This is a genomic window from Streptomyces sp. NPDC006193 (assembly GCF_040613915.1).
Classification (GTDB): Bacteria; Actinomycetota; Actinomycetes; order Streptomycetales; family Streptomycetaceae; genus Streptomyces.
The window spans coordinates 1-21862 of sequence record NZ_JBEXTB010000021.1 but is presented as its reverse complement, the minus strand read 5'-3'; the positions used below and the strand labels follow the sequence as shown (position 1 = coordinate 21862).

Annotated in this window: 14 protein-coding genes; 5 read left to right on the top strand and 9 right to left on the bottom strand. The window is 73.2% G+C overall.

Annotated elements, in window-relative coordinates; all coding sequences use genetic code 11:
* Window positions 1-27: 27 nt before the first annotated feature.
* The 6 genes from ABZ261_RS19605 to ABZ261_RS19580 all read right to left on the bottom strand — a co-directional run bounded on the left by ABZ261_RS19605 (window position 28) and on the right by ABZ261_RS19580 (window position 6622).
* Entirely contained in the window at window positions 28-1218 is a 1191-nt protein-coding gene (locus ABZ261_RS19605) for a beta-propeller fold lactonase family protein (RefSeq protein ID WP_356860758.1), read from the bottom strand.
* Complete coding sequence (locus ABZ261_RS19600; protein ID WP_356860756.1) at window positions 1218-2015, bottom strand: polysaccharide deacetylase family protein; 798 nt, start codon at window positions 2013-2015, stop codon at window positions 1218-1220. The genes ABZ261_RS19605 and ABZ261_RS19600 overlap by 1 nt, the downstream gene beginning before the upstream one ends.
* Before the next feature lie 390 nt (window positions 2016-2405).
* A complete protein-coding gene (locus ABZ261_RS19595; protein ID WP_356860754.1) occupies window positions 2406-3014 on the bottom strand; it encodes an ATP-binding protein in 609 nt (202 codons plus the stop codon).
* A 148-nt stretch (window positions 3015-3162) separates the two neighbouring features.
* Window positions 3163-3930, bottom strand: coding sequence for an enoyl-CoA hydratase-related protein (locus tag ABZ261_RS19590; RefSeq protein WP_356860752.1), 768 nt, complete (start codon window positions 3928-3930; stop codon window positions 3163-3165).
* 80 nt (window positions 3931-4010) lie between these two features.
* Window positions 4011-5234, bottom strand: coding sequence for an Ig-like domain-containing protein (locus ABZ261_RS19585; RefSeq protein WP_356860904.1), 1224 nt, complete (start codon window positions 5232-5234; stop codon window positions 4011-4013).
* Between the two features lie 164 nt (window positions 5235-5398).
* Window positions 5399-6622 carry an Ig-like domain-containing protein gene (locus ABZ261_RS19580; protein WP_356860750.1) on the bottom strand — a complete coding sequence of 408 codons (1224 nt, stop codon included), beginning with the start codon at window positions 6620-6622 and terminating at the stop codon, window positions 5399-5401.
* A gap of 206 nt (window positions 6623-6828) precedes the next feature.
* Here ABZ261_RS19580 and glgX point away from each other — a divergent pair, with 206 nt between their 5' ends.
* Window positions 6829-9024 carry a glycogen debranching protein GlgX gene (gene glgX, locus ABZ261_RS19575; protein ID WP_356860748.1) on the top strand — a complete coding sequence of 732 codons (2196 nt, stop codon included), beginning with the start codon at window positions 6829-6831 and terminating at the stop codon, window positions 9022-9024.
* Between the two features lie 60 nt (window positions 9025-9084).
* Here the strand turns inward: glgX and ABZ261_RS19570 are convergent, their stop codons facing one another.
* Window positions 9085-10938, bottom strand: a complete 1854-nt coding sequence (locus ABZ261_RS19570) for an ABC transporter ATP-binding protein (RefSeq protein ID WP_356860746.1) — start codon at window positions 10936-10938, stop codon at window positions 9085-9087.
* Window positions 10935-12722: an ABC transporter ATP-binding protein gene (locus ABZ261_RS19565; protein ID WP_356860744.1), complete on the bottom strand. Its 1788-nt coding sequence runs from the start codon at window positions 12720-12722 to the stop codon at window positions 10935-10937. Before ABZ261_RS19565 ends, ABZ261_RS19570 begins: the two co-directional genes overlap by 4 nt.
* Before the next feature lie 435 nt (window positions 12723-13157).
* On the opposite strand from ABZ261_RS19565, the gene ABZ261_RS19560 reads away from it, so the two are divergent.
* The 3 genes from ABZ261_RS19560 (at window position 13158) to ABZ261_RS19550 (ending at window position 17681) form a co-directional block, all read left to right on the top strand.
* Window positions 13158-15194, top strand: a complete 2037-nt coding sequence (locus ABZ261_RS19560; protein WP_356860742.1) for a M4 family metallopeptidase — start codon at window positions 13158-13160, stop codon at window positions 15192-15194.
* 247 nt (window positions 15195-15441) lie between these two features.
* On the top strand, window positions 15442-17097 hold the full coding sequence (locus ABZ261_RS19555; protein WP_356860740.1) for a M4 family metallopeptidase: 1656 nt from the start codon (window positions 15442-15444) through the stop codon (window positions 17095-17097).
* A gap of 71 nt (window positions 17098-17168) precedes the next feature.
* Entirely contained in the window at window positions 17169-17681 is a 513-nt protein-coding gene (locus tag ABZ261_RS19550; protein WP_356860738.1) for a DUF1990 domain-containing protein, read from the top strand.
* A 93-nt stretch (window positions 17682-17774) separates the two neighbouring features.
* Here ABZ261_RS19550 and ABZ261_RS19545 read toward each other — a convergent pair whose 3' ends face one another.
* Complete coding sequence (locus ABZ261_RS19545) at window positions 17775-20393, bottom strand: glycosyltransferase family 1 protein (RefSeq protein ID WP_356860737.1); 2619 nt, start codon at window positions 20391-20393, stop codon at window positions 17775-17777.
* A 333-nt stretch (window positions 20394-20726) separates the two neighbouring features.
* On the opposite strand from ABZ261_RS19545, the gene ABZ261_RS19540 reads away from it, so the two are divergent.
* Window positions 20727-21862, top strand: a 1136-nt coding sequence (locus ABZ261_RS19540; RefSeq protein ID WP_356860735.1) for a maltotransferase domain-containing protein, incomplete at its 3' end; no start/stop codon positions are given.

Here is a 21862-nt window from a genome sequence, read left to right as displayed (position 1 = left end):
CGGCCGACGAGGGGCGGCTGAGGGCTGTCAGCGGAAGATGCCGGTGTGGCCGAGGGAGTAGCGGCCGGGCTGCGGGTAGACGGCGAGGCCGTGCGGTCCGCTGCCGACCTTGATGCGGGCCAGTTCGGCCCCGGTGCGGGTGTCGATGGCGTACACCTCGGAGTGGTAGCGGCCGGACAGCCACAGGACCTTGCCGTCGGCCGAGACGCCGCCCATGTCGGGGCTGCCGCCGCCGGGCAGATGCCACTTCTTGACGAGCCGGTTGCGGGTGAAGTCGAAGACGGAGACGGAGCCCTCGCCCCGGTTGGAGATGTACATCTGGCGGGAGTCGCGGCTGATGTAGAGGCCGTGGCAGCCCTTGCCGGTGGCGAGGAACCGGGGGCGGTCGAAGGTGTCGCCGTCCAGGATCCACAGGCCGTGGGCCATCATGTCCGCGATGTAGAACAGCTTGCCGTCCGGGGAGATCTTCACGTCCTGCGGCATGGCCCCGTGGAGCGGCAGCTTCTGCTGGGCGACCACCTTCATCTTCGCCGTGTCGACCTTGAGCAGTTCGCCGCTGAACTCGCAGGAGACGATGAAGTAGCGGCCGTCGACGGAGAAGTCGGCGTGGTTGACGCCGTAGCAGTCGACGGGGACGGACTTGACGGTCTTCATGCTGTGCGCGTCGCGGAAGACGAGCCGGCGGTCCATGGAGGCCATGACGACCGCGTACTTGCCGTCGGGCGTGAAGTACAGGTTGTACGGGTCGTGCACGTCGACCGGCTCGCCCGCCTCGCCGGTCCGCGGATCGATGGGGGTGAGGGTGTTGCCGAGGTCGTTGTTGACCCAGAGCGTCTTCAGGTCCCAGGACGGCACGACGTGCTGGGGCTGCCGGCCGACCCGGACGGTCCTGACGACCCGGTAGGTCGCGGGGTCGATGACGCTGACGGTGTCGGAGTTGGTGTTGGGGACGTAGATCCGGGAGGGGAAGTCCTTGACCACGGGCGAGAGCCGGTTCGGCCGGTCGGCGGCGTACAGGTCGGCCGGGTCCTCGACCGGCGGCATGCCGGGCAGCACGTTCACCCGCGGCTGCTTCCTCGCCTGCGGACGGACCGACGCCTCGCTGCCGAGGGGCGTCTTCCCGGGGTGCGGGGTCCCGCCGCCGCACGCGGACAGCAGGGTCAGGGCGGTGACGGCGGCACCGGCGGCCAGCAGGCGGGCGGCTTTCGTGGTTCGCATCAGCTCAGCAGCTCCGTGGTGGTGACCGCGCGCAGTCCGCGGCGGCCGAGTTCGGTCAGGACGTCGGGGAGGGCGGCGACCGTGTCCGGGAAGCCGAAGTGCAGGCTCACCACCGACCCGTTCCGCACACCGGCGAGGACCGTGCGGGTGACGGCGGCGGCCCCGGGGCGGGTGTGGTCGAGCGAGTCGACGTCGTACGACAGCACGTGCGGGTAGCCCGCGGCGCGGGCCAGCCGGGTGACCAGCGGGGAGGCGGCGGGGGCGCGGGAGGGGCGGAACCAGGCGCCGATGGAGCCGGTGAGCCGCTTCAGCCGGTCGGCGCAGTCGGTGATCTCCCTGCGCGCCGCGGACTCGGACAACGCGTTGACGGCGATGTGCCGCTGGGTGTGGTTGCCGAGGTCGTGGCCGCCGTCCAGGATGCGGCGGGCGAGGTCCGGGTGCTCCTCCAGCCAGTCGCCGACGGCCAGCACGGTGAGCCGGGCGCCCTGCCTCTCGGCCGCGGTGAGCAGGGCGCGGGCGAGCGCGGGGTCGCCCTGGCCGTGAAAGGTGAGGGCCACCTGGGGGCGGGTGCGCGGGCCGTGGGTGATCTGGGCGGGCAGGCCGGGGTAGGCGCGCGGGGCGGGGGCCGCGGGGGCGCGGACCGCGGGGGGCCGGGCGGAGCCGGGGGACGCGGAGGCGGTGGCGCCGGGCGGAGCGGCCGGGCCGGCGCCGCATCCGGAGGCGAGCGCGGCGCCGGCGGCGAGTCCCGCGCCGGTGCGCAGCGCCCCGCGGCGATTGGTGGAGGTCACCTGCACCATTTAAGGGGTGATGGGCGGGAAAAGGGGAGATTGGGCGATTCCGGAGTCGCGCTCGGGTCGCCCCGCACGGCACGGGCCGCGCTCCGGCCGCCGCCCGCACACGCCCGGCCGGCGCCGCCGGACGGGTGACCACCACGGCGGCCCCACCGACGCCGCACCCACGCCGGGGCCTGCGCCGGGTTCTCCGCCGCCTTCTCCGCCCGGGCCGGAGCGAAGCCCGCACCCGAGCCGGCGCCGCGGCCGACGCCACCCGCGCGCCGCGGACCCGCCCGTGGAACCGGCCGCGGGGCCGCCGGGGGCAACCGCCCGGCACCCGTCGAAGGCTCCGGACGTCAGGGACGCGCGTTCCACCGAGCGGCGTCCGCCGAGATGTGGCCGTGGCCGATGCAGCTAGCGCTCCGCGACCCGGAGTTCGAACCAGGTCGTCTTGCCGCGTGGCAGCAGGTCGGCGCCCCACCGGTCGGACAGTTCGTCCACGAGGAACAGCCCGCGCCCGCTGATGTCGAGTTCCTGGACCGGCATCAGGCAGGGCAGTCCGCGCGAGGGGTCGCGGACCTCCACCCGGATCCAGCCGGTGCGGCGCCGCATCCGCAGGCCGAAGACGCGGGCGCCGGTGTGCCGCACCGCGTTGCCGACGAGTTCGGACACGAGCAGGACGACGTCCTCGGCCAGCTTGGGGGTGAGCCGCCAGGTGCGCAGGACGACGACCTGGGCGAGGCGGCGGGCGGTGGCCGCGGACTCCGGGCGGGACGGAAGCGGTACTTCCGCCTCCGCGGGGTTGCCGAACAGTTCGAGCGCCTTGAGCGCCTGTTCGTCCTCGACCGCGGGCGACCAGCGTGCCGCGGCTGCACGGCTGCCTCCCCGCGGCTGCTCGATGCCCTCCAGCCCCGCCATACCCCCATGATGGCCGCCCGAGGCCGTCCTGGTGGCCGTTCCGGCGGAATACGCCCCCCGTACGCCCCCGCGCCGCATCACCCGCCTGGCATATGCGGTCGGCATGACAACGACGGTCGCACATCGCTGACCTGCGCGGACGGCCGTTCGCGGGGAAGGGCCGGAATCCCCCGGCAGGGCGGCTCACGGGTGCGGCGAGGCTCCGGTGAACCGCCCCAACGGGGGACCCGGCAAGGACGGCAGGGCGCCGGCGTCAGAGGAATCTGGCCTTGCCCGGCCCCTCCTCCACGAAGCTGCGCATGCCCCGCTCGCGGTCCTCGGTGGCGAACAGACCCGCGAACCAGTTCCGTTCGACGGCGAGCCCGGTGTCGATGTCGGTCTCCAGACCGGTGTCGACGGCCTCCTTGGCCGCGCGCAGCGCGATCGACGGGCCCTGGGCGAGCTTCGCGGCCCAGGCGTGCGCCTGCTCGTACACCTCGGCGGCCGGGACGACCCGGTCCACCAGGCCGATCGCGAGGGCCTCGTCGGCCTTGACCTGACGGCCGGTGAAGATGAGGTCCTTGGCCCTGGAGGGCCCGATCAGCCGGGGCAGCCGCTGGGTGCCGCCGGCGCCGGGGATCAGGCCGAGCAGGATCTCGGGCTGGCCGAGCTTGGCGTTGTCCGCCGCGATGCGGTAGTCGGCGCACAGGGCCAGCTCGCAGCCGCCGCCGAGCGCGTAGCCGGTGACGGCGGCGACGACGGGCTTGGGGATGCGGGCCACGGCGGTGAAGGAGTCCTGCAGGGCACGGGCGCGCAGCACCATGGCCGCGTGGTCCATGTTCTGCATCTCCTTGATGTCCGCGCCCGCCGCGAACACCCGCTCACCGCCGTAGATGACCACGGCGCGCACGTCGTCGCGGCGCGTGGCCTCCTCGGCGAGTTCCTTGAGCCGGTCCTGGGTGGCGATGTCCAGCGCGTTCATCGGCGGCCGGTCCAGACGCAGGGTGCCGACGCCTTCGGCGACTTCCAGAGTGACGGTCATGTGCGTCAGGTTAACCAGCATTAACGGCGACGGGCCCGGTGCCGTAGGTCACAGCACCGGGCCCTGGGGTCGGCGGGGGCTCACTTCTTCCAGTCGGCCCAGGACATGTTCCAGCCGTTGAGGCCGTTGTCGGGAGCGACCGTGCGGTCGTGGGAGTGCTTGACGACGACCACGTCGCCGACCATCGAGTGGTTGAAGAACCAGGCCGCCGGGACGGAGCCGTCGTAGCCGCCGCGGACGTCGCGCAGGCCCACGCACCCGTGGCTGGCGTTGTAGTTGCCGAAGGCGCCGCCGCCCCAGTAGTTGCCGTGGATGAAGGTGCCGGAGGTGGTGAGGCGGATGGCGTGCGGGACGTCCTTGATGTCGTACTCGCCGCCGTACCCGACCGTCTCGCCGTTCATGCGCGTCACGGTGAGCTTCTCGCTCATGACCATCTGGCCGTTCCAGGTGTCGTAGCCGGGCTTGCCGGTGGTGACCGGGATGGTCCTGACGACCTTGCCGTCGCGGGTGACCTTCATCGTGTGCTTGCGGGCGTCCACGACGGACACCTGGTTGCGGCCGATGGTGAACTTCACGGTCCTGCGCTGCGTGCCGTAGACGCCGTCGCGGCCCTCGACGCCGTTCAGGTCGAGGTCCACGGTGACCTTGGTGCCGGCCTTCCAGTACTTCTCGGGGCGGAAGTCCAGGCGGTCGTTGCCGAACCAGTGGCCCTCGACCTCGACGGGCGGCTCCGTCCGGACGCGGATGGCCTTCTCGACGTCCCCGGGGTGGGTGATGCCCCGGCTGAAGCGGACCGAGAACGGCATGCCCACGCCGACGGTGGAGCCGTCCTCGGGGGTGAAGGAGCCGACGAAGGTGTTCTTCGGCTTCAGGGTGGTGAACGTGGCGTCCTCGGCCGTCTCGCGGCCCTCGGAGTCCTCGGCGACCGCGTGCACGGTGTACTTCGTGGCCGCGGCCAGATGCCTCGACGGCCTCCAGGACGCGCCGCCCGCGGTGATGGCCCCGTCGACCACGGCGCCCTTGCCGTCCTTGACGGTCACCTCGGTGAGCTTTCCCTTGGCGGCGCTGACCTTGAGCGCGCCGCTGGTGTCGACGCCGGAGGCGCCCGACTCCGGTGCGATGCTGACGGCGGCGGCGGACCGCCCGCCCTTCCGGCCGCCCTGGCCCTGCCCGGATCCGGGACCGGTTCCGGAGTCCTCGCCCCCGCCGCACGCGGCGAGCGACAGCACCAGGGCGCCGGCTATGAGCGCCGCTCCTCCACGGCCTCGCCGTCCCCGAGCCGACGCCCCCGCCACAGGCCGCATGTTCACGCGCATCTCCCCTCCACCGGGCCTGACCAGGCCCGGTCCCCACCACATCGGTGCGCGCATATTAACTGCCAGGTTTTCCGCTGGGTGTCAGGCGAATGTCACCGTTGCGTCGCAACTTCCGCCCGGCACCCGCACCGCGGACCCCACCCCTCACCTGGTCACTTCACCGCACTGCCCGCTTTCCACTCCTTCCAGCCCATGTTCCACCCTCCGAGCCCGTTGTCCGGTGCGACCGTCCTGTCCTTGCTGTGCACCACCTCGACGACGTCTCCGACGAGGGTGCGGTCGAAGAACCAGCCCGCGGGGGTGTCCGAGCCGCCGCCCTTGACGTCGGTGAGGCCCACGCAGCCGTGGCTGACGTTGGTCTGCCCGGGAGCGTCGGGGGCCCAGTAGTTGCCGTGCAGGAAGGTGCCGGAGTCGGTGAGCTTCATGGCGTGCGGGACGTCAGGGATGTCGTACTCGCCGCCGAAGCCGACCGTGCGGCTGTTCATGCGGGTGACCTCCAGCATGTCCATCACCACCATCTTCCCGTTGTACGTCGGGTGCTTGGGGGCGCCCGCGGTGATGGGCACGGTGGCGAGGAGCCGTCCGTCGCGCCGCACCTGCATGGTGTGGGCCGCCGCGTCGACCAGGGAGACCTGGCTGCGGCCGACGGTGAAGGCGAAGGTCTTGTCCTGCAGCCCGTAGACGCCGCGGGCGCCCTCGACGTCGCGCAGGCCGAGGTGCACGGTGACCTCGGTGCCGGGCTTCCAGTAGCGCTCGGGGCGGAAGTCGAGGCGGTCCTTGCCGAACCAGTGCGGGCGGATCTCGACCGGGGGCCGGGCGGTGACGCGGACGGCGCGCTCGACCGCGGCGCGGTGGGCGATCTCCCGGCTGAAGGAGATCGAGACGATCATGCCGGTGCCGACGGTGGCGCGGTTCTCGGGGGTGACGTAGCCGATGAACCGCTGGTCGGGGACCCAGGTGGTGAAGGTGGTGTGCCGGGCCGCGCGGCGGCCGCGGGAGTCCACCGCGACCGCGTCCACGGTGTACTTCGCGGCGAGCGCCAGCCGGTCCTCGTCGGGCCGCCAGGTCAGCCCGTCCTCGCTGATGCGCCCGGGGACCGTCGTGGTCTGCGCGTCCTGCGACCGGTGCACGGTCACCTTCTCCAGGCGTCCGCCGGGCGCCCGCACCCGCAGCCGCTCACCGGGGCGGACCGCCGTGCCGCCGTCGCCGGGAGTGACCCGGATGACGTCCTCGGCCGCCGGGGGTCTGCCCGGCGGACCGCCCCCGCCCAGCGGGTCGCGGCCGTCCGAGGAGCAGCCCGCGAGCAGCCCCGTCCATGTCAGTGCGGCGGCCAGTGCGGCCCCCGCGCGCCGTGCGCGTCCTTGTACGTGCCTCACGCGGGGCTCAACGACCGGGCCCGCTCCCGGGAAACGTGAGTGCGAGCCGCACGCTGGGCAGAACAGAGGGGAGGACGACACGTCGGGGGCCGCCCGTCAGGGGGCGCCCCCAGCCCGCGCCGGAGCCTCGGGCGAGCCGCTGAGAAGAGGGGCCGACAGTGACGAGCGCAGCCGAGCAGCGGGCACCGGCCGGGGAGCCGGCCGCCGTGAGCGGGCGACCGGCGGCGGGGAACGGCCCCCGGCGGGCCGTACCGCCCGTCCCGGCCGTGTGGCCGGGTGCGCCGACCCCGCTGGGCGCCCGGTTCCGGGTCGGCCCGGACGGGGTCGCCGGCACCAACTTCGCCCTGTGGGCGGCCGGGGCGGAGGGGGTGCGGGTGTGCCTGTTCGACGAGGCGGGCCGGGAGACGCAGATCCCGCTGACCGAGCTGACGCACGAGATCTGGCACGGCTTCGTGCCCGGCGTGCTGCCCGGGCAGCGGTACGGCTACCGCGTCGACGGCCGCTGGGACCCGTGGACCGGCGCCCGCTGGAACCCGGCCAAACTGCTGCTCGACCCGTACGCACGCGCGGTGGACGGCGAGTTCGGCCTTCCGCCGGAGGTGTACGGGCACGTCCGGGACTGGCCGGAGCAGCAGGTCGCGGACACCGTGCGCGACGAGCGGGACTCCGCCCCGCACGTCCCGAAGGGCGTCGTCGTGCACGACGACGACGACTGGTCCGACGACCGGCGCCCCAAGACGCCGTGGGCGGACTCGGTGATCTACGAGCTGCACGTGCGCGGCTTCACCCGACGGCACCCCGGCGTGCCGAGGGAACTGCGCGGCACCTACGCCGGGCTGGCGCACCCGGCCGCGATCGAGCACCTGGTGAAGCTGGGCGTCACGGCCGTCGAACTGCTCCCCGTCCACCAGTTCGCGCACGAGGACCACCTGCTGCGCCGGGGCATGAGGAACTACTGGGGCTACAACTCCATCGGCTACTTCGCCCCGCACGCCGCCTACGCGGCCTCCGGCACCACGGGACAGCAGGTCGGCGAGTTCAAGCGGATGGTGCGCGCGCTGCACGCGGCCGGCATCGAGGTCATCCTCGACGTGGTCTACAACCACACCGCGGAGGCCGGCGAGCTGGGGCCCACCCTGTCCCTGAAGGGCATCGACAACCGCGGCTACTACCGGCTCCAGGACGACGCCCGCCGGTACGCCGACTACACCGGCTGCGGCAACACCCTGCACGTCGTCCGGCCCCAGGTGCTGCGCCTGATCACCGACTCGCTGCGCTACTGGGTGACCGAGATGGGCGTGGACGGCTTCCGCTTCGACCTCGCGGCGGCGCTGGCCCGCTCGATGCACGACGTCGACATGCTCTCCCCGTTCCTCGCGGTCATCGCCCAGGACCCGGTGCTGCGCCGGGTGAAGCTGATAGCGGAGCCGTGGGACATCGGCTCCGGCGGTTACCAGGTGGGCGCGTTCCCGCCCCTGTGGACCGAGTGGAACGACCGCTACCGCAACGCCGTCCGGGACTTCTGGCGGCACGCCCTGCCCGACGTGCGCGAGATGGGCTACCGCCTGTCCGGCTCCAGCGACCTGTACGCCTGGGGCGGCCGGCGCCCGTACGCCTCGGTGAACTTCGTCACCGCGCACGACGGCTTCACGCTGCGCGACCTGGTGTCGTACGGGACCAAGCACAACGAGGCCAACGGCGAGAACAACCGCGACGGCACGGACGACAACCGGTCCTGGAACTGCGGCGCGGAGGGCGAGACCGACGACGCGCGGATACGGGCCCTGCGGCGCCGGCAGCTGCGGAACCTGCTGACCACGCTGCTGCTGTCCACCGGCGTGCCCATGCTGGTGGCGGGCGACGAGCTGGGGCGCACCCAGCGCGGCAACAACAACGCCTACTGCCAGGACAACGAGATCAGCTGGCTGGACTGGTCGCTGCTGGAGGACCCCGGCTGGCGGGCGCTGTACGAGCTGACCGCGCGGCTGATCGCGCTGCGCCACCGGCATCCGGTGCTGCGCCGGCGGGCCTTCTTCTCCGGCCGGGCGCAGACCGCGGACGGGCTGCGGGACCTGGCCTGGTTCACGCCGCGGGGCGCGGAGATGACCGAGGGCGACTGGTACGCGCCCGCGGCCACGCTCGGCATGTACCTCTCCGGGCGGGACATCCCGGGCCGGGACGAACGGGGCGCGCCGGTGGTGGACGACAGCTTCCTCGCGGTGCTGCACGCCGGCGACCGGCCGACGGCGTTCGACCTGCCCGGACCGCCGTGGGCCGAGCGGTACGAGGTGGTCGTGGACACCTCGCTTGAGGAGCAGGCCGAGGCGCCGGCCACGGTCCACCGGGCGGGCACGCGGATCACGGTGCCGGAACGCGCGGTGCTCCTGCTGAAGGTCGCCTGAGCCCGCCTTGGCCGGGTGCGGGGACCCGGCCGGGCCGCGGGGTCCCCGTCGCATGGGCGGTCAGGCCAGGCTGTCCCGCCATGCCCGGTGCAGATCGGCGAACCGGCCGCTGCCGGTGACGAGTTCGTCCGGGCGGCCGTCCTCGACGATCCGGCCGTGCTCCATCACCAGCACCCGGTCCGCGATCTCCACGGTGGACAGCCGGTGCGCGATCACCACGGCGGTGCGGCCCCGCAGCACCGTCGACATCGCCCGCTGCACCGCCCGCTCCCCCGGGACGTCCAGCGAACTGGTCGCCTCGTCCAGGATCAGCACCGCCGGGTCGGCGAGCAGTGCCCGCGCGAAGGCGACCAGTTGGCGCTGGCCGGCGGAGATGCGCCCGCCGCGCTTGCGGACGTCGGTGTCGTAGCCGTCGGGCAGCGCGCTGATGAACTCGTGCGCGCCGATGGCCTTCGCGACCCGCTCGATCTCCTGGCGGCCGGCGTCGGGCCGGCCGATGGCGATGTTGTCGGCGACCGTGCCGGAGAACAGGAACGCCTCCTGCGTCACCATGACCACCCCGCGCCGCAGGTCGGGCGCCGACAGCTCGCGCAGGTCCACCCCGTCCAGCAGCACCCGCCCCTCGGTGGGGTCGTAGAAGCGGGCGAGGAGCTTGGCGAGGGTCGACTTGCCCGCGCCGGTGGAGCCGACGACCGCGACCGTCTGCCCGGCCGGCAGGGTCAGGTCGAGGCGGGGCAGCACCTCGCCGCCGGTGCGGTAGCCGAACCGGACCCCGTCGAAGACGACCTCCCGGCCCGGCAGGTCCCCCTTCGCCGGCGGGAGCGGGCGGGGCTGCGCCGGCTCCGGCACGGACGGCGTCTGCGCCAGCAGCCCGGCGATCTTCTCCAGGGAGGCGGCGGCCGACTGGTAGGAGTTCAGGAACATGCCGAGCCGGTCGATCGGGTCGTACAGCCGGCGCAGGTACAGCACCGCCGCCGCCAGCACGCCCAGTTCCAGCGAGCCGGACGCCACCCGGTGGGCGCCCCAGAGCACGATCGCCGCGACCGCGGTGTTGGCCACCAGCCGGGAGCCGACCACGTAGCGGGCCATCTCCAGCAGCGCGTCCCCGTTCACGCGCTCGTGCCGCCGGTTCAGCACGGCGAACTCGGCGTCGTTGGCGGCCTCGCGGCGAAAGGCGCGCACCGGGCGGATGCCGTTCATCGTCTCCACGAACTTCACGATCACCGCCGCGATGGCCGTGGACCGCGCCCGGTACACCCGCCCCGCGCGCCGCCGGTAGAGCCGGACGAGCAGGTACAGCGGTACGAAGGAGGCCACCGCGAGCGCGCCGAGGCCGGGGTCCAGCCAGAGCAGCAGCGCCGAGATGCAGACGAAGGACAGCAGGACGGTCACCAGCTCCTGCAGTCCGTCGTCGAGGAGTTCGCGCAGGGACTCGACGTCCGTGGTGGACCGGGAGATCAGCCGGCCGGAGGTGTAGCGCTCGTGGAAGTCGACGCTCAGCGCCTGCGCGTGGCGGAAGATCCGTGCCCGGAGATCCAGCAGCACGTCCTGGCTGACCCGCGCGCAGTTCCGGACGAACGCGAACTGCAGCACGCCGGAGAGCAGCGCGCACAGCAGGTAGCCGGCGGCGACCGCGGCCAGCGGGCCGTGCCGGTGGCCGCGGAACGCCGGCACGGCCTCGTCGATGGTGTACGCCACCAGCAGCGGGCCCGTCTGCACGGCCGCCTGCTGGAGCAGCAGCAGGACCGCGGTGAGCACGGTCCGCGCCTTCCGCGGCGCGAGCAGCGAGCGCAGCAGGGCGGCCGTGGCGCCGGGCGGGGAGGGCAGGACGTCCCGGTCGAAGGCGTCGCCGGAGTCCGGGGAGCCGTGGTCGCCGCTGCCCGTGGCGGGGGCCGAGGCGGTCGTGGTCGTCACCGGTGGTCCTCCTGTTCCCCGGACATCAGGCGGGCGTACTCGGCGTTGCCGCGCAGCAGTTCGTGATGGGTGCCGACGGCGGCGATGCGGCCGCCCGAGAGGAGGGCGACCCGGTCGGCCAGCAGCACCGTGGACGGGCGGTGGGCCACGATCAGCGCGGTGGTGCCGGCGAGGACCTGCCGCAGCGCTGCCTCCACGGCGGCCTCCGTGTGCACGTCCAGGGCGGACAGCGGGTCGTCCAGCACCAGGAACTCCGGCCGCCCGACCACCGCGCGGGCCAGGGCCAGGCGCTGCCGCTGGCCGCCGGACAGGCTCAGCCCCTGCTCGCCGACGCGGGTGTCGGTGCCCTGCGGGAGGGCGTGCGCGAAGTCGGCCTGGGCGATGGCGAGCGCCCGGTCGAGCTCCGCCTTCCCGGCGCCGTCGGGGGCGCCCATGAGCACGTTCTCGCCGACGCCGGCGGAGAACAGCGTCGGCTCCTCGAAGGCGACGGCCACCTTGGTGCGCAGCTCCTCGCGGGACATCGCGGTGATGTCGACGCCGTCCAGGGTGATGCGGCCCGAGGTGACCTCGTGCAGACGGGGGACGAGGGCGGTGAGGGTGGTCTTGCCGCTCCCGGTGGCCCCGACGAGGGCCATCGACTCGCCGGCGCGGACGTGCAGGTCGACGCCGTCGAGGAGCGGCGGGGAGCCGGGGGGCGCGTCGGGGTAGCGGAAGGAGACGTTCTCGAACCGCAGCCCGGATGCGGGCCGGGGCGCGGCGGGGGCGGCGCGGGCGGGCGCCGGGGTGTCGTCCTCCGGCTCCTCGTCCATCACCTCGAAGTACCGCTCCGTGGCCGTGGCGGCCTCCTGGCTCATGGCGAGCAGGAAGCCGATCGAGTCGACCGGCCACCGCAGGGCGAGCGCGGTGCTCAGGAACGCGACCAGGGTCCCGGCGCTCAGCTCGCCGGAGGCGACCCGCACCGCGCCCAGCACCAGCGCCGCCCCGATCGCCGCCTCCGGCAGCGTCACGATGACGCCGAGGATGACCGCCAGCAGCCGCGCCTTGCGCAGCTCGGTGCCGCGCAGGGCGGCGGACAGCCGGCGGAAGGTCCGCGCCTGGCTGCGGTGCCGGCCGAAGCCCTTGATGACGCGGATGCCGAGCACGCTCTCCTCGACCACCGTGGTCAGGTCCCCGACCTGGTCCTGGGCGCGGCGGGCCACGTCCGCGTACCGCCGCTCGAAGACCAGGCAGGTCCACATCACCGGGAGGGCGGGGCCGAGGACGACCAGGCCCAGGATCCAGTCCTGCATGAGCATGATCACCAGGCCGACGAGGATCGTCACCGCGTTGACGAGCAGGAACGTCAGCGGGAAGGCGAGGAACATGCGCACCAGCATCAGGTCGGTCGTGCCGCGGGAGAGCAGCTGGCCGGAGGCCCAGCGGTCGTGGAAGGACACGGGCAGGCGCTGCAGGCGACGGTAGAGGTCCGCGCGCATCCGCGCCTCGACGTGCGACAGCGGGCGGGCGACCAGCCAGCGGCGCAGCCCGAACAGGGCCGCCTCGGCGAGGCCGAGCAGCAGCAGGTACAGCGCGCCGAGCCGGACGCCCGCCGGGTCCCGGTCGGCGACGGGCCCGTCGACCAGCCACTTCAGCACGAGCGGGATCACCAGTCCGGTGCAGGAGGCGACGATCGCCACGGCGGCTGCGGTGAACAGCCGCAGGCGCACGGGACGGACGTACGGCCACAGGCGCAGCAGCGTGCGGACGGCGGAACGGTCCCGGGCGGTGGCAGGAGTCGTGGGCATCACACGGGAGCCTACGGACCGGCGCGGGGCTCGCCCACCGGGTTTCGGTCCGATCGGGTGAGGCCGCCGGTCCCGCGCCCGGGGCGGACGGGGGCGGCGGACGGGCGGACGGGCGGGCGCCGCCCGGCGGGGGTCCGCGTCCGGCCGGGACGCGGCCGAGGCCCGCCCGGCCGGGCTGTTCGTATACCGAACAGGAACATCCGGTCAACGGGGCATTTCTGGCCAAATTCGTGACGCGGTCCTGACAGGTTGGGAGATCTCCTGCCACTCTTCCCAGGCCGACTCACAGCAACCCCACAGTTTCTGCACTCCTGTGTGGGCCGGCTCCACACCCGCACGTGGTTCTGGCGCAACGCCTGTTCTCCCCGGACGTCCCAACCCACCGTCCGGTCTCCCCTGGCCGCGCAACCCGCGGTCATGCAGAAGGAGTCAGTGTTGAGACGCATTTCCTCCCGCGGACGCACCTCCCACCTCTCGCACCGCCGCACCGCCACCGTCGCCCTCACCGGCGCGGCCGCCCTGATAGCCGCCGCCGTCCAGGCGGGCGCGGCCGGCGCCGCGCCGGCCCCGCCGCGGCCCGGCAAGGTGAACCCCGCCCACGCGGCGGTCGGGCTCACGCCCTCGCAGCGCGCCGAGCTGATCCGCGACGCCGACGCCGCCAGGGCCGCCACCGCCCGGGAGATCGGGCTGGGCGGCAAGGAGCAGCTCATCGTCAAGGACGTCGTCAAGGACGCCGACGGCACGCTCCACACCCGCTACGAGCGCACCTATGGGGGCCTGCCGGTGCTCGGCGGCGACCTGGTGGTGACGACCGCCGGGTCCGGCAGGACCCTGGACGTCGTCCGGGCCACCGGCGCCACGCTGAAGGTCGCCGGACTCACCCCGGCCGTGCCGAGGGAAGCCGCGGAGAAGCAGGCCGTGCAGCGGGCGAAGGCGCTCGGCGCGACCAGGCCGGCCGCGGACAGCGTGCGCAGGGTGATCTGGGCGGCGACCGGCAAGCCCGTGCTGGCGTACGAGACGGTCGTGGGCGGTCTGCAGGACGACGGCACCCCGAACCAGCTGCACGTGATCACCGACGCCGCCACCGGCAAGAAGCTGTACGAGTACCAGGGCGTCCGCAACGGCATCGGCAACACCCAGTACAGCGGGCAGGTCACGCTGACCACCACCCAGTCGGGCTCGACGTACACGCTCACCGACGGGGCGCGCGGCAACCACAGGACGTACAACCTGAACCACGGCTCCTCCGGCACCGGAACGCTGTTCTCGCAGTCCTCCGACACCTGGGGCAACGGGAGCAACTCCAACGCGGCCACCGCGGGTGCGGACGCCCACTACGGCGCCGCGCTCACCTGGGACTTCTACAAGAACACCTTCGGCCGCAACGGCATCAAGAACAACGGCGCCGGCGCCTACTCGCGCGTCCACTACGGCAACTCGTACGTGAACGCCTTCTGGGACGACAGCTGCTTCTGCATGACCTACGGCGACGGCTCCGGCAACGCCAAGCCGCTGACCTCCATCGACGTCGCCGGCCACGAGATGAGCCACGGCGTCACCTCCGCCACCGCCAACCTCAACTACAGCGGCGAGTCGGGCGGCCTGAACGAGGCGACCAGCGACATCATGGCCGCCGGCGTGGAGTTCAGTGCGAACAACTCCACCGACGCCGGGGACTACTTCGTCGGCGAGAAGATCGACATCAACGGCGACGGCACCCCGCTGCGCTACATGGACAAGCCCAGCAGGGACGGCGCGTCCAAGGACAACTGGTACTCGGGCATCGGCGGGGTCGACGTCCACTACTCGTCCGGACCGGCGAACCACTTCTTCTACCTGCTGAGCGAGGGCAGCGGCGCCAAGGTCGTGGGCGGCGTCAGCTACGACTCGCCGACCGCGGACGGCCTCCCGGTCACCGGCATCGGCCGGGACAAGGCGCTGCAGATCTGGTACCGGGCGCTGACCACCAAGTGGACGTCCACCACCAACTACGCGGGCGCCCGGACCGGCACCCTCGCCGCGGCCGGCGAGCTGTACGGCGCCTCCAGCGCCGAGTACAAGGCGGTGCAGGACGCCTGGGCGGGCGTCGGGGTCGGCTCGCGCTCCGGCGGGGGCGGCGGCGGCACGTCGTACGAGAGCACCACACCGGTCGCCGTCCCGGACAACGGGCCGGCCGTCACCTCGGCCATCACCGTCTCCGGGCGGACCGGGAACGCGCCGGGCAACCTCCAGGTGAGCGTGGACATCTCGCACACCTGGCGGGGCGACCTGGTGATCGACCTCGTCGGTCCGTCCGGCACCGCCTACCGGCTGAAGAACTTCAGCTCCTCCGACTCGGCGGACGACGTGATCGCCACGTACACGGTCAACGCCTCGGCGGAAACGGCCAACGGCACATGGACATTGCGGGTACAGGATCAAGCCACGTACGACACGGGAACGATCAACAGCTGGAAGCTGACCTTCCCGTAAACAGCACGCCACAGGCCCGGAGTTGAGGCGCTGTCCGAGGATGACACACCCTCGGACAGCGCCCGTTCACGTTGCCGAAACGTTCACCCAGCGGTCGGGTTTCAGCCAACATCAGGCCAGGGTCCTGACATGTACGCGCCCCTGATGTCACTCTCTCTCCACCCGCCGCAGCACAGCAGTCCCGCACCGCCCCACCTCCGGCCAGTGACCCCACGCTGACCGGACTCCCCCACGAGAAGGAGCTTTCGTGAGCCCCCTCTACGCGCGTCGGCGCACCACGCTGGCCATCGCCACCGCTGTCGCCGCCGGAGCCCTCGTCTCCACCGGCCTGACCACCAGTGCCAGCGCCCAGCCGACGGCATCGGCCGCGGCGAAGCCCCCGGCCGCCGCCCCGACCACCCTGTCCGCCGCGGCGCGCACCTCCCTGATCGAGAAGGCCCAGGCCGGCGCGGCCGGCACCGCGCAGCGCATAGGCCTCGGCGCCAAGGAGAAGCTGATCGTCAAGGACGTCGTCAAGGACGTCGACGGCACCCTCCACACCCGCTACGAGCGCACCTACGCCGGCCTGCCGGTGCTCGGCGGCGACCTGATCGTCCACACGGCCCGGTCCGGCAGGACCGAAGGCGTCACCAGAGCCACCTCGGCGACCGTCGAGGTGGCCTCGCTCAAGCCGCGGATCAGCGCCGACAAGGCCGAGAAGCAGGCGGTCTCCGCCGCCCGGACCCTCGGCTCCGCCAAGACGGCCGCGGACGGCGCCCGCAAGGTGATCTGGGCCGGCTCCGGCAAGCCCGTCCTCGCCTACGAGACGGTCGTCGGCGGCTTCCAGGACGACGGCACCCCGAACCGGCTGCACGTCATCACCGACGCCGCAACCGGCAAGAAGCTCTACGAGTACCAGGGCATCGAGAACGCCACCGGCACCGGCAAGAGCCTGTACTCCGGCACCGTCAGCCTCACCACCACCCTGTCGGGTTCGACGTACCAGCTGTACGACACCACCCGCGGCGGTCACAAGACCTACAACCTGGCGCACAAGACGTCCGGCACCGGCACGCTGTTCACGGACGCCGACAACGTCTGGGGCACCGGCGCGGCGTCGAGCTCCGGCACCGACCAGACCGCGGCCGTCGACGCCGCCTACGGCGCCCAGGAGACCTGGGACTTCTACAAGAGCACCTTCAACCGCAGCGGCATCAAGAACAACGGCGTCGGCGCCTACTCCCGCGTCCACTACGGCAACTCGTACGTGAACGCCTTCTGGGACGACAGCTGCTTCTGCATGACCTACGGCGACGGCTCCGGCAACGTCAACCCGCTCACCTCGCTGGACGTCGCCGGCCACGAGATGAGCCACGGCGTCACCTCCAACACCGCCGGCCTGAACTACTCGGGCGAGTCGGGCGGCCTGAACGAGGCCACCTCCGACATCTTCGGCACGGGTGTCGAGTTCTTCGCGAACAACTCCAACGACGTCGGTGACTACCTCATCGGCGAGGAGATCGACATCAACGGCGACGGCAGCCCGCTGCGCTACATGGACAAGCCCAGCAAGGACGGCGGCTCGGCGGACTACTGGTCCTCCTCCGTCGGCGGCAAGGACGTGCACTACTCGTCCGGCGTGGCCAACCACTTCTTCTACCTGCTGGCCGAGGGCAGCGGCTCGAAGACGATCAACGGCGTGACCTACAACTCGCCGACGTACAACGGCTCCGCGGTCACCGGCATCGGCCGCGCCAAGGCGCTGCAGATCTGGTACAAGGCGCTGACGACCTACATGACGTCGACGACCAACTACAAGGCCGCCCGCACGGCGACCCTGAACGCGGCGTCCGCGCTGTACGGCTCCACCAGCGCCGAGTACAAGGCGGTGGCGGCGGCCTGGTCGGCGGTCAACGTCAACTAGTCGCCTGCGAGTTCCACCAGGGCGGCACCCGGGACGAGAGCGTTCCGGGTGCCGCCCTACCCTTGTGACCCATGTCCTCGGCGCCCTTCACCTACGCGCCGGTCGGCGCGACCCGCGACGACCTGGCCCACTGCCCGCCCGGCTTCCGTCCCCTGCTGGTCCGCACCCGCCTCGGAGAGGGCCAGGAGGTGTTCCAGCGGGCCGCCGAAGCGGTCCTGACCTGGGAGATGCACCGCGCACTCGGCGTCGGCGTCGACGCCACGGCCGACCGCGCGGCCCCCGGGGTCGACGTCACGGTCACCCTGGCCGGCCTCGTCAAAGCCCCCTGCCGCATCGTCTGGACGGTCGAGGAACCCCGCCGCGCCGGCTGGGCCTACGGCACCCTGCCGGGCCACCCGGAGTGCGGCGAGGAGGCCTTCGTGGTGGACCGCACCGGCGACGGCACGGTCTGGCTGACGGTCGCCGCGTTCAGCAGGGCCGCCGCGTGGTACGCCCGCGCGGGCGGCCCGGCGACCCGGGGACTGCAGCACGCGTACGCCCGGCGCTGCGGGGCCGTGCTGAAGCGGCTGAGCGGATCCGCCTAGGGATCCGGGGGTCCGGGGGCCCGCCGCCCCCGGACCCCGGCGCCGGCCCGGCCGGCCTCGCCCTCGGCGGCGGCCGGCTCCGGTGGCGCCGGCCTACCGCAGCACCATGCCGGCCCCCTCCACGACGTCCTCGGAGGGCACCGCCACGAGGCCCAGTTCCGCGCCCGAGGCCAGGAGGCGGTGGGCGGGCAGGATGCGGACCGTGTAGCCGTAGGGGCCGGTGCGGTCCAGGGACAGCGGGCCCTCGTACAGGAGGCGGCCCTCCAGGTCCGGGGCGCCGGTCGGCTTCAGCGGGACGATCGTGGCGTCGGCGATGCGGTCCTCCGCGTCCACCCGGCCGGACACCGCCTGCACCTCCACGTCGTCCGGACCCAAATCGCCCAGCCGCACCCGGACCCGGAGCCCGACGGTCGAGCCGAGCTCCGCCGTGGCCGTCGTCGCGGTCGTCTCGACGTGGTCCACCGTCACCGCCGGCCACGCGGCCCGCACCCGGGCCTTCCACTCGGCGAGGTCCCGGGCGGTGTCCGGGGTCAGCGCGCGGTGCGCCTGGGCGGCGGGGGTGTAGAGCCGGTCGACGTACTCCCGGACCATGCGGCCGGCCAGCACCTTCGGACCGAGCAGGGAGAGGGTCTGGCGGACCATCTCGATCCAGCGGTCCGGCAGCCCGCCGCGGCCGCGCTCGTAGAAACGCGGCGCGACCCGCTGTTCGAGCAGGTCGTACAGGGCCGCGGCCTCGATGTCGTCACGGCGCTCGGGGTCGGTGCCGGCGCCGTCGGCGGTGGGGATCGCCCAGCCGAAGTCCGGCTGGAACCACTCGTCCCACCAGCCGTCCAGGACGGACAGGTTGAGGCAGCCGTTGAGCGCCGCCTTCATGCCGGAGGTGCCGCAGGCCTCCAGCGGGCGCAGGGGGTTGTTCAGCCAGACGTCGCAGCCGGGGTACAGCTTCTGCGCCATCGCCATGCCGTAGTCGGGGAGGAAGACGATGCGGTGGCGGACCCGCGGATCGTCCGCGAACCGCACCAGCTCCTGCACCAGGCGCTTGCCGCCGTCGTCCGCCGGGTGCGCCTTGCCCGCGACCACGATCTGGACGGGGCGGTCGGGGTGCAGCAGCAGCTCGGTCAGCCGGTCGGGGTCGCGCAGCATCAGCGTCAGGCGCTTGTACGACGGCACCCGGCGGGCGAACCCGATCGTCAGGACGTCCGGGTCGAGAGCCCCGTCGATCCACCCCAGCTCCGCGTCCCCGGCGCCCCGTTGCCGCCAGGACGCCCGCAGCCGCTCCCGCACCTCCAGCACCAGCCGCTCGCGCAGGGTCCGGCGCAGCTCCCAGACCTCCTGGTCCCCGATGTCCGCGACCGATTCCCAGCGCTCGAAGCCGCCGACGGACAGCGCGTCCTCGGCCCGCTGGGCGCCGAGCCGCCGGGCGCCGAGCCGCAGCACCTCCGGGGCCACCCACGTCGGCGCGTGCACCCCGTTGGTCACGGAGGTGATCGGCACCTCCTCGGCGTCGAACCCCGGCCACAGTCCCGCGAACATGCCCCGGCTGACCTGGCCGTGCAGCACCGACACCCCGTTGGCCCACTGGGCCAGCCTGAGCCCCATCACGGCCATGTTGAACAGGTTCGGCTCGCCGCCCGGGTAGGTCTCCCTGCCCAGCGCCAGGATCCGCTGCACGTCGATGCCGGGGAGTTCGGCGCCCGGACCGAAGTGGCGGGCGACCAGCTCCCGGTCGAAACGGTCGATGCCGGCCGGGACCGGGGTGTGGGTGGTGAACACCGTCCCGCCCCGCACGGCCTCCAGCGCCGGGTCGAAGTCCAGTCCGCCCGCGCACAGTTCGGCGATCCGCTCCAGGCCGAGGAAGCCCGCGTGCCCCTCGTTGGTGTGGAACACCTCCGGCGCCGGGTGCCCGGTGAGCCGGCAGTACGTCCGCACCGCCCGCACACCTCCTATCCCCAGGAGCATCTCCTGCAGGAGCCGGTGCTCGCTGCCGCCGCCGTAGAGCCGGTCGGTGACCCCGCGTTCACCGAGGTCGTTCTCCTCCACGTCGGAGTCGAGCAGCAGCAGCGGCACCCGGCCGACCTGCGCCAGCCAGATCCGGGCGCGCAGCGCCCTGCCGCCGGGCAGGGCGAGGGACACCTGCGCGGGGGTGCCGTCGGGCTCCTTCAGCTGGGTGAGCGGCAGCTCGTTGGGGTCCAGGACCGGGTAGTGCTCCTGCTGCCAGCCGTCGCGGGAGAGGGTCTGCCGGAAGTACCCGTGCCGGTACAGCAGTCCCACCCCGATCAGCGGCACCCCGAGGTCGCTGGCCGCCTTCAGATGGTCGCCGGCGAGGATGCCGAGGCCGCCGGAGTACTGCGGGAGCGCGGCCGTGATGCCGAACTCCGGGGAGAAGTAGGCGACGGCCGCGGGCAGTCCGTCGGGCTGGGCCTGGTACCAGCGCTCGCCGGACAGGTAGTCGTCGAGGTCGTCGGCGGCCGCGGTGAGGCGGCGCAGGAACCGCCGGTCCCCGGCCAGCTCCGCCAGCCGGGCCGGGCGGACGCTGCCCAGCAGCCGCACCGGGTCGCCGCCGGCGGCGGCCCAGGCCTCGGGGTCGACGGACTGGAACAGGTCGCGCGTCTCCGCATGCCAGGACCAGCGCAGATTCCGCGCCAGGTCGCTCAGCGGCCGGAGGGGGTCGGGGAGTACGGGACGGACGGTGAACCGGCGGATCGCCTTCACATGCCACCTCGGACGCGTCACAGGGTGAGACGCACGGCGCTGTACGTCTCGTCGTCGTATCCGACGGTAGTGGTTACCGCACGGTCGGTGGGGACGTATCCGACGGGGGTGTCGGGGCGTCAAGAGCCGCACGCCGGGCACCCGGACACAGGGGAGCGGTCTCGTACAGGGGGGAATCGGGGTGAGGAGTCGACGAAGTGCCGGATTGCCCACCCGATCCGGGTGGGAAGGCTCCTGCGGTACACACCCCACACGCGTCACCCGGTACCTCCGCAGGACCCACCTCCCCACACTCATCCGCCCACACCCTCGTTGACGCGGACAGGAGCGGTCATGCCCGCCACGCACCACTCGTCAGCACCCCCGACAAGCAGCACGCCCACGGCAGGAGGAAAGAAGAAGACGGGCAGGAAAGGTGCGGCGCCGGCCGGCGTTCCCGGCCCGCCCGCCGCCGGGGAACGGTCCTCCCCGGCCGCGGCCACCACGCTGGGCCGCATCCCCGTCCTCGACGTGCGCCCCGTCGTCCAGCGCGGTCGCAGGCCCGCCAAGGCCGTGACCGGGGAGTCGTTCGAGGTGTCGGCCACCGTGTTCCGCGAGGGCCACGACGCCGTCGCGGCGAACGTCGTGCTGCGGGACCCGGCCGGCCGGCCCGGACCCTGGACGCCGATGCGGGAGCTGGCGCCGGGCACCGACCGCTGGGGCGCCACCGTCACCGCGGGCGCACCGGGCCGGTGGACCTTCACGGTGGAGGCCTGGTCGGACCCGGTCACCACCTGGCGCCACCACGCGCGCATCAAGATCCCGGCCGGCATCGACACCGAACTGGTGCTGACCGAGGGCGCGCTGCTGCACGAGCGCGCGGCCGCCGGGGTCCCGGAGGAGGAGCGGCGAGCCGTGCTGGACGCGGCGGCCGCCCTGCGGGACGCGAGCCGACCGGCCGCCTGGCGGCTCGCCGCGGCCCTGGCGCCTGAGGTGGAGGCGGTGCTGGCGCGTCATCCGCTGCGGGAGCTGGTCACCTCCTCCGATCCGATGCCCCTGCTGGTGGAGCGCGAGCGCGCGCTGTACGGCTCGTGGTACGAGTTCTTCCCGCGTTCCGAGGGGACCGCCGAGCGGCCGCACGGCACGTTCCGCACGGCCGCGCGCCGGCTGAAGCCGATCGCCGACATGGGCTTCGACGTCGTCTACCTGCCCCCGGTCCACCCGATCGGGACCACGTTCCGCAAGGGCCGCAACAACACCCTGACCGCCGGCCCCGACGACGTCGGCGTGCCCTGGGCGATCGGTTCCCCGGAGGGCGGGCACGACGCCGTCCACCCGGACCTGGGCACCATCGAGGACTTCGACTTCTTCGTCGCCGAGGCGGGAAGGCTCGGCCTGGAGATCGCGCTGGACTTCGCTTTGCAGTGCTCCCCCGACCACCCCTGGGTGCACAAGCACCCCGAGTGGTTCCACCACCGCCCCGACGGCAC

What these genes read in the sequence shown, in the direction of transcription:
- ABZ261_RS19605 (WP_356860758.1), bottom strand. Translation starts at nt 1,218, where the DNA reads ATGCGAACCACGAAAGCCGCCCGCCTGCTGGCCGCCGGTGCCGCCGTC.
- ABZ261_RS19600 (WP_356860756.1), bottom strand. Translation starts at nt 2,015, where the DNA reads ATGGTGCAGGTGACCTCCACCAATCGCCGCGGGGCGCTGCGCACCGGC.
- ABZ261_RS19595 (WP_356860754.1), bottom strand. Translation starts at nt 3,014, where the DNA reads ATGCCGACCGCATATGCCAGGCGGGTGATGCGGCGCGGGGGCGTACGG.
- ABZ261_RS19590 (WP_356860752.1), bottom strand. Translation starts at nt 3,930, where the DNA reads ATGACCGTCACTCTGGAAGTCGCCGAAGGCGTCGGCACCCTGCGTCTG.
- ABZ261_RS19585 (WP_356860904.1), bottom strand. Translation starts at nt 5,234, where the DNA reads ATGCGGCCTGTGGCGGGGGCGTCGGCTCGGGGACGGCGAGGCCGTGGA.
- ABZ261_RS19565 (WP_356860744.1), bottom strand. Translation starts at nt 12,722, where the DNA reads ATGCCCACGACTCCTGCCACCGCCCGGGACCGTTCCGCCGTCCGCACG.
- ABZ261_RS19550 (WP_356860738.1), top strand. Translation starts at nt 17,169, where the DNA reads ATGTCCTCGGCGCCCTTCACCTACGCGCCGGTCGGCGCGACCCGCGAC.